The organism is Nocardioides sp., assembly GCF_035429765.1.
Taxonomy (GTDB): domain Bacteria; phylum Actinomycetota; class Actinomycetes; order Propionibacteriales; family Nocardioidaceae; genus Nocardioides.
On record NZ_DAOMFK010000059.1, the window covers coordinates 1 to 15377 of the forward strand.

Genomic DNA, 15377 nt, shown 5'->3' on the forward strand with positions numbered 1-15377 from the left:
CGGGGTGCGCGGGCGCGGGGGGGGTCGGCGCGGGGTTCTCGGGGGGGGGGGGGCCCCCCCGCCGGCGGGGGAGCCGGGCCGGCGGCGTCGGCGTGCCCGGCCGGGGCCGAGCAGGGTGCGTGCGAGCAGCACGCCCAGGGCGACCGCGACCAGCCCGACGACGAGGGTCCCGACCAGGTAGCCGAGCGCGGCGCCGGGCCGGCCCTCGGCGAGCAGCGTGCGGGTGTCGAGCATGTACGTCGAGAAGGTGGTGAACCCGCCCAGCACCCCGACGCCCCAGAACGGCCGCAGGTAGCGGTGCGGGGGCCAGACCTCCAGCACCATCACCATCAGCGCCCCGAGCAGGAAGGCCCCCGAGACGTTCTCGAGCCAGGTGGCCCAGGGCAGCTCGCCCGGCGCGTGCGGGACCGCCTCCCCGAGGGCCCAGCGGGCGAGGCTCCCCAGCGCACCCCCGGCGGCCACGACCAGCAGGATGTCCCCACGCTCACGCAGCACGGCAGATGCTCCCGTCGGTCCCGGTCGGCGGCCGCGGTCGGCGTGGACCGACCAGCGCCCGCACCACTCTACGGGTTCACCCGATCCGGGCGGCGACATCCACCGGGTGGTCCCCCGACAATGTCGGCCATGGCTCACGCGTCGACCCGCCTGCCCGTGCTCCAGGGGATCCTGCCGCTGGCGAGGTCGCGCCTCCCGATGGACGTGGCCGCGGGCATCACCCTCGCGGCACTCGGCATCCCGGAGGTGATGGGCTACACCTCGATCGCCGGGATGCCGGTGATCACCGGGCTGTACACGATCCTGATCCCGATCGCCGTGTTCGCCCTGCTCGGCTCCTCCCGGCACCTGGTCGTCGGCGCCGACTCGGCGACAGCCGCCATCATGGCGGCCGGGCTGGCCGGCATGGCGGCCACGGCGTCCTCGGAGTACGTCGCGCTGGCGGGCATGCTGGCCATAGCGACGGGCGGGCTGCTGGTCCTGGCCCGGCTGCTCCGGCTGGGCTTCATCGCAAACTTCCTCTCCCGCAGCGTGCTGGTGGGCTTCCTCACCGGGGTCGGGATCCAGGTCGCGATGGGGCAGGTGGGCGACATGCTCGGTGTCCCCGCCCAGTCCGGGGGGACGATCGAGAAGCTCGTGGCGACCCTGGGCGACCTCGGCCAGGGCAACGGCCCCACGGTGCTGGTCTCGGCCGCGGTGATCGCGGTCATCCTCGGCTCCAAGGCGATCTCTCCCCGGATCCCGGGGGCGTTGATCGCGGTGGTCGGCGCGATCGTCGTCAGCTGGCAGCAGGACCTGGCGGCCCAGGGGGTGGCCACGCTCGGACCGGTGCCCAGCGGGCTGCCGCAGCTCGCGGTCCCCAGCGTGACGTGGTCGCAGTTCACCGCCCTGCTCGGCACCGCGGGCGCGATCTTCATCGTCGTGCTCGCCCAGAGCGCCGCGACGTCGCGGGCGTACGCCGCGAAGTACGAGGAACCCTTCGACGAGAACGTCGACCTGGTCGGCCTGGGTGTCGCGAACGCGACCGCCGGCCTGTCGGGAGCGTTCGTGGTCAACGGCAGCCCGACCAAGACCCAGATGGTCGACGGCGCCGGCGGGCGGTCGCAGGTGGCGAGCCTCACCACCGCGGTGATCGTGCTGGTGGTGCTGCTGTTCCTGACCAAGCCGCTGCAGTACATGCCGACCGCGGTGCTCGCGTCGGTGGTGTTCCTGATCGGGATCGAGCTGGTCGACCTCGTGGGGCTCCGCGGGATCCTGCGGATGCGTCCCGACGAGTTCGTGATCGCCGTGCTGACCGGACTGCTGGTCGTGGTGGTCGGCGTCGAGCAGGCCATCCTGGTGGCCGTGATCGTCTCGGTGATCGACCACCTGCGGCGCAGCTACGCACCCCGGGACTCCGTCCTGGTGGAGGGGCGCGGCGGGCACTACCGGTCCCGACCGGTCGCGGATGCCGGACAGCTGGTGCCGGGGGTGGTGGTGTACCGCTTCGGGTCGGGGCTGTACTACGCGAACGCCACGCGGTTCCAGGAAGAGGTGCTGGGGCTGGTCGACGGGGCCGACCCGCAGTCCCCGGTGCGCTGCGTGGTCCTGAGCGCCTCGGCGATCGTCGACGTCGACTACACCGGCGGGCTCACCCTGCGTCAGGTGGCCAGCGAGCTGCACGACCGGGGGGTGCGGCTGGTGCTGGCCGACCTCGCCGACGGGGTGCGTCCCGAGCTCGACCGGTTCGGCGTCACCGACCAGGTCGGCGCGGACGCCTACACCGAGTCCGTGGGCGAGGCGGTCGAGAGGTTCCGGAGCACGCAGCCCGGCGGGTGACGCGGCCCCGGTGCCGCTGGCGCCTCCCGGTAGTCTCCGAAGTCCCGGCCCGGACGACGCGGAGAAGGCGATGGCGACACGCACGGACATCTCGACCCCGGTAGCACTCACCCGACTGCTGGACGCGCTCCCGGTCACCCCCTCCTCCACGACGTCGCGGGTGGTGGTCGACAACCCGGCAGTACGCGTCGTGGCCTTCTCCTTCGACGCCGGGGAGCTGCTGACCGAGCACTCCTCCCCGCGGGCCGTGGTCGTCCACCTCCTCGACGGCGCCCTGCGCTTCACGGTCTCCGGTGAGGAGCACGCCATGGTCCCGGGCGACGTGATCTACCTGCCGCCCGGGGCACACCACTCGCTGGTGGCCGACGCGCCCAGCCGGCTGAGCCTGGTGATGGTCGACCTGGACGCCACCGCTGCCGCCGGCGGATGAGCGCCGCCCTGGCTCCGCGAAACCCGCGGTGGTCCGTGGCGCTGCCCCTGCTGGCGCTGGTGGTACTCGCCGCGTGCTGGGGCCGCTCGCTCGGGACGGGCCTGGTCGTGCTGGTCTCGGTCGTCCTGGTCGCCGGTGTGATCACCGCGGTGCACCACGCGGAGATCGTGGCGCACCGGGTCGGTGAGCCGTTCGGGACGTTGATCCTTGCGGTGGCGGTGACGGTCATCGAGGTCGCCCTGATCGTGACGCTGATGGTCTCCGGCGGGGACAAGTCGGCGAGCCTGGCCCGGGACACCGTCTTCGCAGCGGTGATGATCACCACCAACGGGATCATCGGCCTCAGTCTGCTCGCGGGGACGCTGCGGCACCGCGTCCAGGAGTTCCGCTCGGAGGGGACCCTCGGAGCGCTGTCGGTGCTGGCGTCGATGGTGACGCTCAGCCTGGTGCTGCCGACGTTCACCTCGTCGTCCTCCGGCCCCACCTTCACCGGCCCTCAGCTGGCATTCGCCGGCGTCGCCTCCCTCACCCTGTACGGCGTGTTCGTCTTCGTGCAGACCGTCCGGCACCGGGAGTACTTCCTGCCCCAGGGTGAGGTCCTGCCCGACGAGCCCGCCGCGCCGCCGACCGCGCGAACCACCTGGACCAGCCTGGGGCTGCTGCTCGTCTGCCTCGTCGCCGTCGTCGGGCTGGCGAAGTCGGTGTCCCAGAACATCGAGGAGGGCGTCCGCTGGCTGGGCGCGCCCACCTCGTCGGTCGGAGTGGTGATCGCCCTGATCGTGCTCGCACCCGAGACCCTCGCCGCGGTGCGGGCGGCACGCGCCGACCGCATCCAGACCAGCCTCAACCTCGCGCTGGGCTCGGCCCTGGCCAGCATCGGGCTGACCGTGCCGGTCATCTCGGTGGCCTCCATCTGGCTCTCCGGTCCGCTCGTCCTGGGCCTGGACAGCCTGGAGATGGTGCTGCTGGCGCTCACCCTCATCAACTGCACGCTGACCCTGACCACCCGGCGGGCGACGGTCCTGCAGGGCGCGGTTCACCTCAGCGTGTTCGCCGGGTTCCTGTTCCTGGCCGTCTCCCCCTGACGCCCATCCGGCCCGGTGAGGCCCGCGGGACGGTGGAGTCACGTAGCATCGGCCCGTGGACGAGCCGATCCGGGTGGCCCTCGCCCTGGGAGGCGGAGGAGCGCGCGGCTACGCGCACATCGGGGTGATCCAGGTCCTGCAGGAGCAGGGCTACGAGATCGTCGGCATCTCCGGCTGCTCCATGGGCGCGCTGATCGGCGGCCTGCACGCGGCCGGTCAGCTGCCGGCGTACACCGACTGGGTCAGCGCGCTCACCCAGCGCGACGTGCTGCGCCTGCTCGACCCGTCCCTCAAGGCCCGGGGCGCGATCCGGGGCGACAAGGTCATGGCGCGGGTGCGTGACCTGCTCGACGGGCGCCGGATCGAGGACCTCGACGTCCCGTTCACCGCCGTGGCGACCGACCTGTTCAACCGCAAGGAGGTGTGGTTCCAGCAGGGCCCGGTGGATGCCGCCATCCGCGCCTCGATCGCGCTGCCGAGCTTCATCCCCCCGGTCATGCTCAACGGCCGGCTGCTGGCCGACGGGGGGTTGATGAACCCCATCCCGATCACCCCGCTGGCGGCCCTGCACGCCGACGCCACCATCGCAGTCTTCCTCGCCGGTGAGCCGGAGGACCACCTGGGCAAGGCGCCGGTCCGGGAGTCCGCAGAGCCGCGGCCGGTCGACGAGTGGCGGGAGCGGTTCCGGCGGAGTGCGGCCCGGGTGCTGGACCGGGAGACCACTCGCCGCCTCGCGGCCAGGTTCGGCTCCGGGCGCGGCAGCGAGGGCCTCGGCACGGTCGACCTGCCCCTCGCCGACGTGAGCGAGGCCGCGTTCGGGGAGCTGCCGCGCGACCTGGGCTTCTTCGACGTCCTGGAGCTCTCGCTGGACGTGCTGCAGAGCGTGGTCAACCGGTACCGCCTCGCCGGCTACCCGCCGGACGTGCTGGTCACCGTGCCGAAGAACGCCTGCCGCACCCTGGACTTCCACCGCGGCGCCGAGATGATCGAGCTCGGCCGCACCCTGACCGAGCAGGCCCTGGCGGGAGCGAGTCTCTCCCGCACCGAGTAGGCCGGCCACGGCTGCCCCTTGCCCGGGGCTCGCCGACATGCTTTCCTGGATCTCGGCCGACCTCTCGGCCACAGGTGAACCCGCTACAGGCCCGGTGACCGGTGGCTCGCGTTGCGCACCCGACCCCCTCACCGGGCCTGTATCCACCTCACGGCAGGTCGAACGCGTCGAGGTCGAGGGCGGCCGACGCCCCCAGTCCGTGGGCCGTGCCGTCGAAGTACACCGACCACGTCGTGCCGCGGACCACGACCACGTCCTCGTCCTGGACCGCGCCCAGCCCCGGCACCGACGTCGTCGCGGCGCTGAACGACAGGTAGAGACTCGTCGGGTCCGCCACGACCAGACCGTCGAGGTTCGCGGCCCCCGGAAGACCTGCTCGGGTCGCGTTCCACACCCGGGCGAACGAGGTGCCGTCCCAGCTGTAGACGTCCGCGTCGTCGGCCCGGCCGCCCACCCCGGGTGGGTTGACGGCGCCCAGGGTGGAGAAGTAGAGCGTCGAGCCACGCACGCTGATCGCGTCCAGGTCCGCCCCGGCGGCGGTCAGCCCGTGACTGGTGCCGTCGAAGACCACCGACCACGTCCCGGCCGCGTCGTAGAGGACGTCCTCGTCCTGCACCTTCCCCAGACCCGGGACCCGGGTGTCGTCGGCGAAGGAGACGAGGAAGTGCGTGTCGTCGACCCGGTCGAGTCCGTCCACGTTGGCGCCGGCCGGCAGGCCGGCGAGGGTGGCGTCGAACACCCGTGCGTACGCCGTCCCGGACCATCCGTAGAGGTCCGCGTCGTCGGCGGTGCCGGCCACCCCGGGCGGGTTCGTGCTGCCCAGCGTCGAGAAGACCAGTGCGTCGACGGGCGCCGGTGGCGGGGTGATCGTGAGGGCGACCGGTGCCGCGTGGGAGAGGGTCCCGCTGGTCGCCGTGACGGTCAGCGGGTAGCTGCCGGGCACGGCGTCGGCGCGCGTGGACACCGTCACCGTGGCGGTTCCCGCACCCCCCGGCACCACTGCCGGGAACACCGCCGCGTCCCCCTCGTGCGCCGGCAGGCCGGCGACCGAGAGGGCCACGTCCCCGGTGAACCCGTTGCTCGGGGTCACCGAGACCGCGAGCGCGACGTTCTGCCCGGCCTCCACCGAGGCCGACGTCGGTGCGACCTCGAGCGAGAAGTCCGGCACGGGTGGCGGCGGCAGGGCGGCGTACGCCGCCGCGGCGTCCGCGAGACCGTGGCCGTAGCCGTCGTCCGGACCGGCCGGACCGAGGTCGCGCGCGGTGGAGAGCAGCAGGTCCTGGAGCTGGTCGGGAGGAAGGCCGGGCTGCGCCGCACGGAGCAGCGCGACCACCCCGGCCGCGTGCGGGGCGGCCATCGAGGTGCCGCTCAGGTACTGGAACAGGCCCCACCGGTCGGTGGTGAGGATGTCGACGCCCGGCGCTACCACGTCGGGGAACGCCCGGGTGCGGCCGCCGCAGCCGCTGGGACCGCGGCCGCTGGTCGAGACCAGGGTCGACGTGGCGTCCACGGCGCCGACCGAGACGGCCTCGGGGTAGTTGGCGGGGCTGACGCTGCTCCCGGCGGACGGGCCGAAGTTGCCGGCGGGGAAGACGCTGAGGATCCCGGCCGCCCGGAGCGCCTGCACGTCGGGCTGGAAGGTGAGGTCGCAGCCGGGGGCGGCGCCGATGGACCAGGAGGCGTTGACCACGTCCGGTGCGTCGTCGGTCGCCGGAGAGCCGTCCGGGTCGAGCAGCCACTGGAAGGCGGCGTGGACCCCGCTGATCGTGGAGGCTCCGGCGTCGTCGAAGACCCGGGCGGCGATCCAGGTCGCGCCGGGTGCGGTCCCCAGGGTGGTGCCGCTGGAGTCGCCGCCGACCATCACCCCGACGGTGCCGGTGCCGTGGCCGGTCAGGTCGGTGGGCACGCTCGGGTGCTGCCCGTAGGGGTCGAACCAGCTGTTGGTGCCGCCCCGCCAGCGGCCGGCGAGGTCGTCATGGGTGGCGTCGACTCCGCTGTCCAGGCTGGCCACGACAGCGCCGGCGCCGAGCTGGCCCAGGTCCCAGACCGTGGGCGCGCCGATGGCCAGCTGGTTGGGGCCGGCCGGTGCGACCGCCGGGGTCAGCACGATCCGGTCGGGCGTGACCGAGGCGACGTCGGGGCGCGCGGCGATCCGGCGGACCACGCGCGGGGCGGCGGTGACCGCGATGCTGTCGGAGATCCACAGCGACCGGAACGACTGCACCCGGCCGCCGGCGCGCCACTGCCGCAGCCGGGCCACCAGGGGGGCCTGGTGGGTGCGCGCGTCCGTGCGCAGCTCGCGGACCACCCGTCGGGGCGCCGACGCGGCCCGTCCCGGTCGGGCGAGTCCCGGAGCACGGTGGGTCGGGTGTGCCGTGGGGGTGAGGTCCGCCATCGTCACCACCACAGACATCATCGGGGGCCCGGGGCGCGGGACGCGTGGGGAGGCCGGGACGCTCGCGCCGGTGGCCGGCGCCCCCAGGACGAGGAGGGCGACGGCCGTGGTGGCCGCGACCCCCCTGTGTGCGTGCCTCATGGTGAACCCCCTCCCACTGGCTCGAGCACCCGCTCGGGCGTCGGTGCCTCCGCGGCACCTCGGCGCGGGCGCCGGAGCAGGACGACGGCCAGGCCGGCCAGCAGCAGGCCGGCCAGGAGTGTGGTGACGGCGCGCAGCGGCGTCCACTCCGCCGTCGGGTGCGCGGAGACCGTCCACCGCGTCACCGAGACCGAGTCGGGGCGGCCCTGGCGGTGCAGCCGCACTGTGGCCGTCCAGGACCCCGCCGCCAGGGCGCGGGTCGTGGTCTCGTACCGGCCCTCCTCGACAGCCGGGAGCGCGGTGTCGAACGTCGCGCCGGGTCCGGCCAGCGTGACGTCGACGCTCTGGACCGGGGCCGGGTCGGGCAGGACGGTGGAGCGCGCCTTGAGCACCAGCAGCGTGCCGGCGCGTCCCTCCGGAACGGTCTCGAAGGTGAGGAAGAGGCCGTCGACGTTGACCGCGTGCGGGGTCGTGGGCCTGGTGGCCTGCGCGACGTCCCTCGCGGTCGGCACCGACGTGAGTACGCCGGCAGCCAGGACCGCGGCGACCAGGACCAGTGCCTCGGCGAGGACCGTGCGGGCGAAGATGCGACGCGGCTCCGCCGTGAGCGTGCGGCCCCGGAGAGGCCGGGACCGCAGGCGCCGGAACAGGGGTGAGTCGACCAGCAGCGTGTTCACCGCGGCCAGCGCCAGGGCGGCGACCACCAGCGCCACCTTGGCCGCCACGGTCGCGCCGTACACCGTGGTGTCCACGGCGGAGAGACCTGGGAGGTGTCGACCGGTCTGGTACAGCCCCGTCGCCACCAGCACCACGGCCGCGACGGCGGCGAGCGGGCTGAAGGCCCACCAGGCCGCCTGCCACGGCAGCCCTGCGCCCCCCGTCCGTCGACCGGCACGCAGGGTCGCGAGGAGCAGCACCAGCCCCCCTACCCAGACCCCGGCCGCGAGCACGTGCCCCGTCGCCATCAGCACGGCCGTGAGCGACCCGCTGGCCAGCGAGGCCGGGTGGCCGCCGAGGGACTGCAGGAGGGTCGCGGCGACGAGCCCCAGACCGGCGACGACCGTGAGTGTGTGGTCGGTCCCGTCATCGACCGGGCGCCCCTCCGCACGTCCCGGGCGGGCATCGAGGTACCCGCGCAGCAGCGCCAGGACCGCGACCAGGAGGGCGCCCTCGCGGAGCAGCCAGAGGCGTCCCCAGGGCGTCTCCGTGAGAGTCAGCCAGCCCTGGCCGAGCCAGTCGCCGATCGGGGCGCCACCCCACGGGGTGCGCAGGAAGGGCGTGACCAGACCGGTGTAGAGACATCCCGCGGCGGCGAGCAGCCCGAGCGCACCCACCCGGCGACGTACCCCGGCCCCGGACGGCCCCAGGCAGCCGAGGGCGCCGGCCAGTGCGAGCGCGCCCACCGCGACTAGCAGGCCGGCGAGGTCCAGCCACCTCAGGGCGAGGGCCTGCCCCGACGGCAGCCCGGTGCCCTGGGCGGTCACCGCGTCCGGGCGGAGACCGGCCCCGAACACCAGTGTCCCCGTCGAGGGGTGGCCGTCCTCCAGGGAGACGGTGTGCCAGTCCAGGACGTAGGTGTCCCTCGCCAGCGGCGGGGTCGTGAGCCGGACCACCCGGGGGTCGGGGAACGCCACCTCGGCGTCGACCTCGACGCCGTCGGCGAGCCGGAGCCGGAAGCTGCTGGCGGGCGCGCTGACGGGCTCGCCGAACCACAAGGTGAGCTCGGTGCGACCGACCGGCACCATCCCGCCGGCCGGCGGGTCGGACCGGTCCAGCTCGCTGTGCGCAGCGGCTGGTGTCAGCGGCGCCAGCGCCACCAGGACGGCGGCGGCGAGCGCCACCACGAGTCGCCGGCCTCCGTGCCCCCACGACACGGGTCAGCCCTCGGCGGTGAGGTGCTCGATGCGGGCGGCCCCGATCACCAGAGTGACCGGGGTGCCCGGATGCAGCGCGTTGTGGGCGTTGGCCATCAGGAAGAAGTACGTGCCGCCCAGTCTCAGGTCGCCGCCGTGCCGGTGCGGCGGGGCGGCCATCACCAGCGTGGCGCCGCTGTCCTCGGCCACCAGGGTGGGGGCCAGCGCAGGGTCGTGCAGGAGCCGGCTGGCCTTGTCCGGGTCCACCACCTGGTAGCGCAGCTCCACCAGCCCCCCGGCCGCGGTGACGGCGATGAGGTTCACGTCGATCCCGTAGCGGGCCGCGAGGCCGTCGGCGCTGACCAGGGCGGTCCCGTCCCGCACGTCGACCGGGCGGTGGGTCCACCAGGTCTGCGCCCCCCAGCCCAGGGCGAGCACCACGACCAGGACGAGAAGCGTGACCCGGTGCCGCTTCTGGACCTGGGTGGGGGGGCCGTCCAGTGGCGGCGCCGGGTCACGCAGCTGGGTGGTCATCACGCCTTCTCTCAGGGCAGGTCGAACGCGTCGACGTCCAGGTTCGCGGTGGTCAGGCCGTGGCCGGTGCCGTTGAAGTACACCGCCCAGGTGGTGCCGCCGCGGTGGACGACGTCCTCGTCCTGGACGTTGCCCAGCCCAGGCACGGCGGTGGTGTCCGGCTCGAAGGACAGGTACTGGTGGGTGGCGTCCTGCCAGACCAGCCCGTCGACGTTCGTGGCCGCCGGGAGCCCGATGGCCGTGGCGTCGACCACCCGGCTGAAGGCGGTCCCGTTCCACAGGTAGACGTCGCTGTTGTCGGCCGCGCCGGTCACCCCTGGCGGGTTGGTGTTGCCCACCGTGGAGAAGTAGAGGTCACCGCCCACCACGCTGAGGGCGTCGAGGTCCTGGTTGTTCGCGGTCAGGCCTCGGGCCGTCCCGTCGAACCACACCGACCAGGTCCCTGCGTTGTTGTAGACGACGTCCTCGTCCTGCACGGTCCCGATCCCGGGCACGACCACGTTGCCGTCGAAGGAGAGGTAGAAGTGGGTGTTGTCGACCCGGTCGTAGCCGTCCACGTTCGCGCCGTTCGGCAGCCCCGCGGCGCTCGCGTCGAAGACCCTGGCGTGGGCGGCTCCGTTCCAGCCGTAGATGTCGGCGTCGTCCGCGGTCCCACCCGCACCCGGTGGGGTGCTGTTGCCGCGGGTGGAGTAGAACACCGGACCGGTCACGGTGAGCGCGACGTTGGTGGCCGTGCTCCAGTTGCCCGCCTGGTCGCGGACCCGCACCCGCAGCGTGTAGCTGCCTTCGCTCAGGTTGCTCACGTCCAGAGACCCGGTGAGCGCGTAGGGTCCGCTGCCCGAGCTGGACACCCCGGAGACCGCGGTCCCGTTGCCGGCGCCCGGGTCGGTGCCCACGAACCACTCGGCGGCCACCGGCCCGGTCCAGGCGTCGGTGACGGTGGCGGACAGGGTGAGGGTCGCGGCGCCCTGGGTGGGGCTCGGCGACACCGTGACCGCGCTCAGCGTGGGAGCGGTCTTGTCCACCAGCAGGGTCGCGGTGGCGCTCGCACCCCAGTTGCCCGCCTCGTCCTTGGCGTGGACGTACAGGGTGTGCGGCCCGTTGGCGAGCGCCCGGACGGTGGCCAGCGGGATGTCGGTGTACCCACCCTCGGAGGCGTCGTTGAACAGGCCGTCGCTGGCGATCAGCGGCACCCCGGTGCCGTTGCCGCCCACGGTGTCGATGAACAGCTCGGCCTTGGTGATCGTGCTGTTCACCGACCCGGACACCGGGTCGGTCATGGTGGGAACGGAGACCCTGACGGCCGCGATGGTGGAGTTGAACGGGATCGTGCCGTTGTTCGGCGTCGGCTCGACCAGGGCGCCGGACGTGTCCGGCCCGGTGGTGTCGACGACCAGGTTGGCGGTGATCGCCGCGCCCCAGTTGCCCTGGGCGTCCTGGGCGTGGATCCAGATGACGTGCGACCCCTCGGCGAGCGCCGCCACGGTCCCCGCGGGGATCGTCGCGTCGAGGCTCGCGATCGGGGCGCTCTGGTTGACAACCATCGTGGTCCCGCTCCCGTCGGGCCCCTGGGTGTCGATGAAGAGCTCGGCGGCCTGGATGGCCGAGTTGCCCGAGGCGGAGTCGTCGCCCGTCGCGGAGACCGCGACCGCCCCGGAGCCGTTGGTCACCCGCGGGGTGAGCACCGGAGCGAGGGTCGAGGGCCCGCCGGAGTCTGCGCCGGTGACCAGGACCGAGCTGAAGGTTCCCCAGGTGCCCCCGCTGTCGCGTCCGCGCACGTAGAGCACGTGCTGGCCGGAGCCGAGGGACACCGGCGCGGTGACGTCCTCGGTGGCGGTGTCGAAGGCGCCGTCGGCAGCCGCCATCGACCCGGCGGGCGTGGTCAGGTCGTCCACGTAGTACTCGGCCTCGGCGACCGTGCCGCCCCCGCGCTGGGAGTCGTCCACGGTCGCGGTGAGGTCGGTGCCGTTGTAGGCGACCGCGCCGGCCACCGGCCCCGCGGTGTCGTTCGCGGCGGGACCGGATCCGGCGACGGGGATCTCGGTGACCATGCCCCCCAGTCCACCGGTGTTGCTGTTGTGCAGCAGCCCACTCGCGTCGTAGACGACCAGGCTCCGGTCGGTCTCCGCCTGGTCCGGGGCGACCACGATCGCGTCGGCGGTCTGGCCCGGGCCGATGGTCTCGGCGGTGTAGTGGCGGGCCTGGTCGAGAGGGCTGCCGTCGAGGGCGACGACGGTCTGACCCGCGCCGAGCACGCCCATGGAGTGGTACTGCACGCCCGCGTTCACGTAGCGCAGCAGGACCCGCTGGCCGCCGGTCGCGGCGATGGCGGTGGTGTCGGGGTAGGCCTTGCCGTTGACCAGCGTGTACTGCGGGTTGAACTTGCGCAGGTCGAAGGAGGCCTTGGCGGCGTTGAGCGCCGGGTCGATCTCGCTCAGCACGAGCACCGCGTCGGTGTCGTACGCCGTGCCGGCGGCGTCGTAGGCCTGGCCGGCCGCGGCCGGGTGGACCACGAGCGCGCCGTGCAGGCCCATCGCGGTCTGGTACTGCGTGTTCGGCGCCAGGCCCGCCTCGTAGAGGTAGGTGCCTGCGTGGCTGGCGGTGAAGCTGTATGTCTTCGTCCCGCCCGCCGCGACGCCGGTGAGGTCCGGCTGGAGCGGCTGGCCCTGGAAGACCAGGGCGGTCGTCACGGCCAGCTCGTTGTGCAGCGTCACCTCGACGGTGTCGCCCTCGTCAGCCTCGAGGACGGGCCCGCCGGGTGCGTTCACGGTGCCGCCACTGGCGGTCGCGTAGCCCAGCACGTCGACGGTCTGGCCGCCGGGGAGCGTGGTCGAGCCTGCGACGGCGTACAGGTCGACCGACACGGTCGCCGCCGAGGCGGGGGCGGTCGGGAGGAGCACCGTGCCCAGGAGCGCGAGCCCGGTGGCGGTCAGTGCGGCGGTCGCCCGCCGGAGGGTCAGCCCATGCGTCATCGTCGTCCCGCCTCTCTCATCCGCAGTTGTTGGGTTGCGGCGGATCGATCCGCATATAGGTGATCGGGCCGGTCATGGTCGCCCCCCAGGAGGTGATCTGGAACAGGGCGTGGTTGTGGGAGATGATGTAGAACTCACCGCACTGGTTCAGCGTGGCCGTCCCGGTGGGGAGCGTCTCCTTCGAGCCCAGGTACGGACTGCCGCTGTAGAACGTGCCGATCACGGAGTTCGCGAGACTGGGCACCGTCACCGGCACCGGGTTGCTCGGGCTGTAGTGCTCCGCGTCGTACCACTTGAACAGCACGTCCCACGTCTGGCCGGGACCGATGTTGATGTCGAACTTCTCGAACGACAGGTCCTCTCCCCCTGTGCCCTCGAGCGGGCGGCCGTCGCGGCCGATGACCAGGCCGTTGTTGCCGTGCGGGTGGAACGGGTAGTCCTCGGTGCCCACGTTGAGGTAGCGCGCCAGCCCCGGGTAGGGATGGGTGCTCTGGTTGTACTCGTAGACCTGCGCCAGGGCGCCGTAGGGCTGGGTCGGGAGCCAGGAGGCGCCGTTGTCGGCGATGCTGTCGGGGAACCCCCGGCCGTTGATGAGCCAGTAGCGCGGGTGGTAGCTGTTGATGTTGAACGCCCTGCCCTGCTCGACCCGCTGGTGCTGGTAGGGGTCGATCTCGGACAGCAGCACCATGAACTCCTCGGAGGGGGTGAACCGGCTGTCCGCGCGGTTGTAGGCGTGGTCCGCGCCTGCCGCGGGACGCACGATCAGCGCCCCGAACAGGCCCATCCGGACCTGCTTCTCGGGGTTGGTGCCGGACTCGTAGAGGAAGGTGCCCGGGTGGTCGGCGACGAAGCTGTAGGTGACGCTGCCTCCGGCCGCGGGGGCGGAGGTGGTCAGTGAGGTGATCCGGCCCTGATTGTTGTGCTCCGGGGCCGCCGGGATGCCGTCGGCCTGTACGCCGGTCTGGCCCGGGAAGGCGATCGAGGCGGCCTCGGGCAGGGTGTTGTGCAGGATCACGGTGACCGTGTCGCCCTCGTCCACGCACAGGACCGGTCCGGGGTGCTGGAAGTCGTCAAAGCCGTTGGAGTAGCCCCACATGAAGGCGGTGTTGCCGTCGGGGAGGCTGATGTAGCCGGTCTTGGTCGTCAGGTTGAACACCGGGTGCTGGGCGACGCCGCCCGTGCCCTGGGTGCACACGATGCCCACCCGCGGGGGTGGGTCCGCCTTGGCGGGCGCGGTCTGGGAGGTCACCGCCGAGGCGAGGGCCAGCAGCAGGGCCAGGGCCAGGAGCAGCAGTCGCCGGGTGGCCGGCAGCGCGATCACGGTGCTGCGCGAGCGGTTCATCGTCAGACCCCCCAGTGGTTCGGGTACTGCTGGGCGCCCACCGTGCCGGCCGGGAACACGCGGATCTCGGTCGCCGCACCGCCGAACCCGCCGGTGGCCAGGTTGTTGGAGCGCTGGTAGGCCCGGTTGTAGAGCAGGTAGGTGTCGGGCCCGGACCCGCCGGAGTGCGGGGGCGCCTCGAAGACGACGTCGAAGCTCTCCCCCGGCCCGATGTTCAGGGTCTCGGTCTCGTAGGAGGTGTCGGTGCCGTCGCGCCCGCGCATGGGGGTCGCGTCCCGGCCGTGGACCCGCATCCGGATCCCGGCGAGGGTCATCGCCGCCTCCCGGAAGCCCAGGTTGGCGAAGCGGAGCGCCACCTTCTCCCCTGCGTTGCAGCGCACCAGCGACGAGTGCGGCTGGTACTTGAGCTCGGGACGGCCCGCCGGCGCGATGAGGTCGCCGCTCGGGTCCCGCACCGGGTTGAAGGGGTCGATGGACCCGTTGGGGGCCAGCGTGTCCGGGTACACCCGCCCGTTGAGCAGGCTGAAGTCGGCCCGGTAGTCGCTCCACTCCGGCAGCTGGATGTGGGCGTCGGCCCAGTGCGACTCCGCCCACACCTCGGAGAGGAACATCGCGAACTCCCGGTCGAACCCGGTCGCGGCGTCGTTGTAGAGGTACTTGTCGCCCAGCAGTGGCCGGACGAAGACCAGGCCGGTCATGCCCATGTGCACGTGCTCCACGTCCTCGACGTGGCAGTGGTACATGTAGGTCCCGGGGTCGCGGGGGCGGTAGACGTAGGTGAAGTTGCGACCGCTGGGCACCGAGACCGACCCGGTGGGCTCACCGTCGAAGAACGGGATCACGTTGCGGAACCCATGCCAGTGCAGGGTGTGCGCGTCGAACAGGTCGGGCCGCAGGGCGAGGCCGAGGTTGGTCAGCTGGACCCGGAAGTCGACGGGGTGGTCCGGGTCGTACTGCCGCACCCAGAACAGGGGCGCGGAGTGCTGGGCCTTGTTCTTCTGGTCCAGCTTCTGGGCGTCGGTGAGCCCGGTGACGTTGCGGAACCCGAAGATGTACGTCGTGAACGGGGGCGGCGCGAGGGTGTCGGGGTGGAACGGCGGGATGGCCGGGGACGGAGGCAGGTAGATCCACCCGTCGGTGCCGCCCAGGTAGAGGTCGGGTGGCGGGTCGACGGCGGCGGTGGCCTCCGGCTGGAGGACCTTCCCGGCCCAGGCGAAGCCGCCGACGGCGGCCGCGCCGCCGGCCAGCCGGAGCAGGTTCC

General features: G+C 73.1%; 11 protein-coding genes. 4 read left to right on the forward strand and 7 right to left on the reverse strand.

From position 1 onward, the window contains the following. Positions 1–495: fluoride efflux transporter CrcB (crcB, locus tag PLP61_RS07715; protein WP_324501951.1), on the reverse strand; the 495-nt coding region annotated here is incomplete at its 3' end. 129 nt (positions 496–624) lie between these two features. On the opposite strand from crcB, the gene PLP61_RS07720 reads away from it, so the two are divergent. The 4 genes from PLP61_RS07720 (at position 625) to PLP61_RS07735 (ending at position 4879) form a co-directional block, all read left to right on the forward strand. After that, positions 625–2313, forward strand: a complete 1689-nt coding sequence (locus PLP61_RS07720; protein ID WP_324501953.1) for a SulP family inorganic anion transporter — start codon at positions 625–627, stop codon at positions 2311–2313. Between the two features lie 70 nt (positions 2314–2383). Next, positions 2384–2743 (forward strand): cupin domain-containing protein, encoded by a 360-nt coding sequence (locus tag PLP61_RS07725; protein WP_324501955.1) that lies wholly within the window; start codon positions 2384–2386, stop codon positions 2741–2743. A 35-nt stretch (positions 2744–2778) separates the two neighbouring features. Beyond that, positions 2779–3828, forward strand: coding sequence for a calcium:cation antiporter (locus tag PLP61_RS07730; protein WP_324501957.1), 1050 nt, complete (start codon positions 2779–2781; stop codon positions 3826–3828). 55 nt (positions 3829–3883) lie between these two features. Beyond that, complete coding sequence (locus tag PLP61_RS07735) at positions 3884–4879, forward strand: patatin-like phospholipase family protein (protein WP_324501959.1); 996 nt, start codon at positions 3884–3886, stop codon at positions 4877–4879. Positions 4880–5027: 148 nt separating this feature from the next. On the opposite strand, the gene PLP61_RS07740 is transcribed toward PLP61_RS07735, so the two are convergent. The 6 genes from PLP61_RS07740 to PLP61_RS07765 form a co-directional block, all read right to left on the reverse strand. After that, positions 5028–7415 carry a S8 family serine peptidase gene (locus PLP61_RS07740; RefSeq protein ID WP_324501961.1) on the reverse strand — a complete coding sequence of 796 codons (2388 nt, stop codon included), beginning with the start codon at positions 7413–7415 and terminating at the stop codon, positions 5028–5030. Beyond that, positions 7412–9289, reverse strand: a complete 1878-nt coding sequence (locus PLP61_RS07745) for a copper resistance protein CopC (protein WP_324501963.1) — start codon at positions 9287–9289, stop codon at positions 7412–7414. The genes PLP61_RS07740 and PLP61_RS07745 overlap by 4 nt, the downstream gene beginning before the upstream one ends. Positions 9290–9292: 3 nt before the next feature. Then, on the reverse strand, positions 9293–9802 hold the full coding sequence (locus PLP61_RS07750; RefSeq protein WP_324501965.1) for a hypothetical protein: 510 nt from the start codon (positions 9800–9802) through the stop codon (positions 9293–9295). 11 nt (positions 9803–9813) lie between these two features. Further along, on the reverse strand, positions 9814–12774 hold the full coding sequence (locus tag PLP61_RS07755; RefSeq protein ID WP_324501967.1) for a multicopper oxidase domain-containing protein: 2961 nt from the start codon (positions 12772–12774) through the stop codon (positions 9814–9816). Between the two features lie 16 nt (positions 12775–12790). After that, on the reverse strand, positions 12791–14116 hold the full coding sequence (locus tag PLP61_RS07760) for a multicopper oxidase domain-containing protein (protein ID WP_324501969.1): 1326 nt from the start codon (positions 14114–14116) through the stop codon (positions 12791–12793). Between the two features lie 2 nt (positions 14117–14118). Next, on the reverse strand, positions 14119–15377 hold a 1259-nt coding region (locus tag PLP61_RS07765; RefSeq protein WP_324501971.1), incomplete at its 5' end, for a multicopper oxidase domain-containing protein.

Excerpts from the sequence above, each read along its gene's own strand:
- PLP61_RS07720 (WP_324501953.1), top strand. The coding sequence starts at position 625 with ATGGCTCACGCGTCGACCCGCCTGCCCGTGCTCCAGGGGATCCTGCCG.
- PLP61_RS07725 (WP_324501955.1), top strand. The coding sequence starts at position 2,384 with ATGGCGACACGCACGGACATCTCGACCCCGGTAGCACTCACCCGACTG.
- PLP61_RS07740 (WP_324501961.1), bottom strand. The coding sequence starts at position 7,415 with ATGAGGCACGCACACAGGGGGGTCGCGGCCACCACGGCCGTCGCCCTC.
- PLP61_RS07750 (WP_324501965.1), bottom strand. The coding sequence starts at position 9,802 with ATGACCACCCAGCTGCGTGACCCGGCGCCGCCACTGGACGGCCCCCCC.
- PLP61_RS07755 (WP_324501967.1), bottom strand. The coding sequence starts at position 12,774 with ATGACGCATGGGCTGACCCTCCGGCGGGCGACCGCCGCACTGACCGCC.
- PLP61_RS07760 (WP_324501969.1), bottom strand. The coding sequence starts at position 14,116 with ATGAACCGCTCGCGCAGCACCGTGATCGCGCTGCCGGCCACCCGGCGA.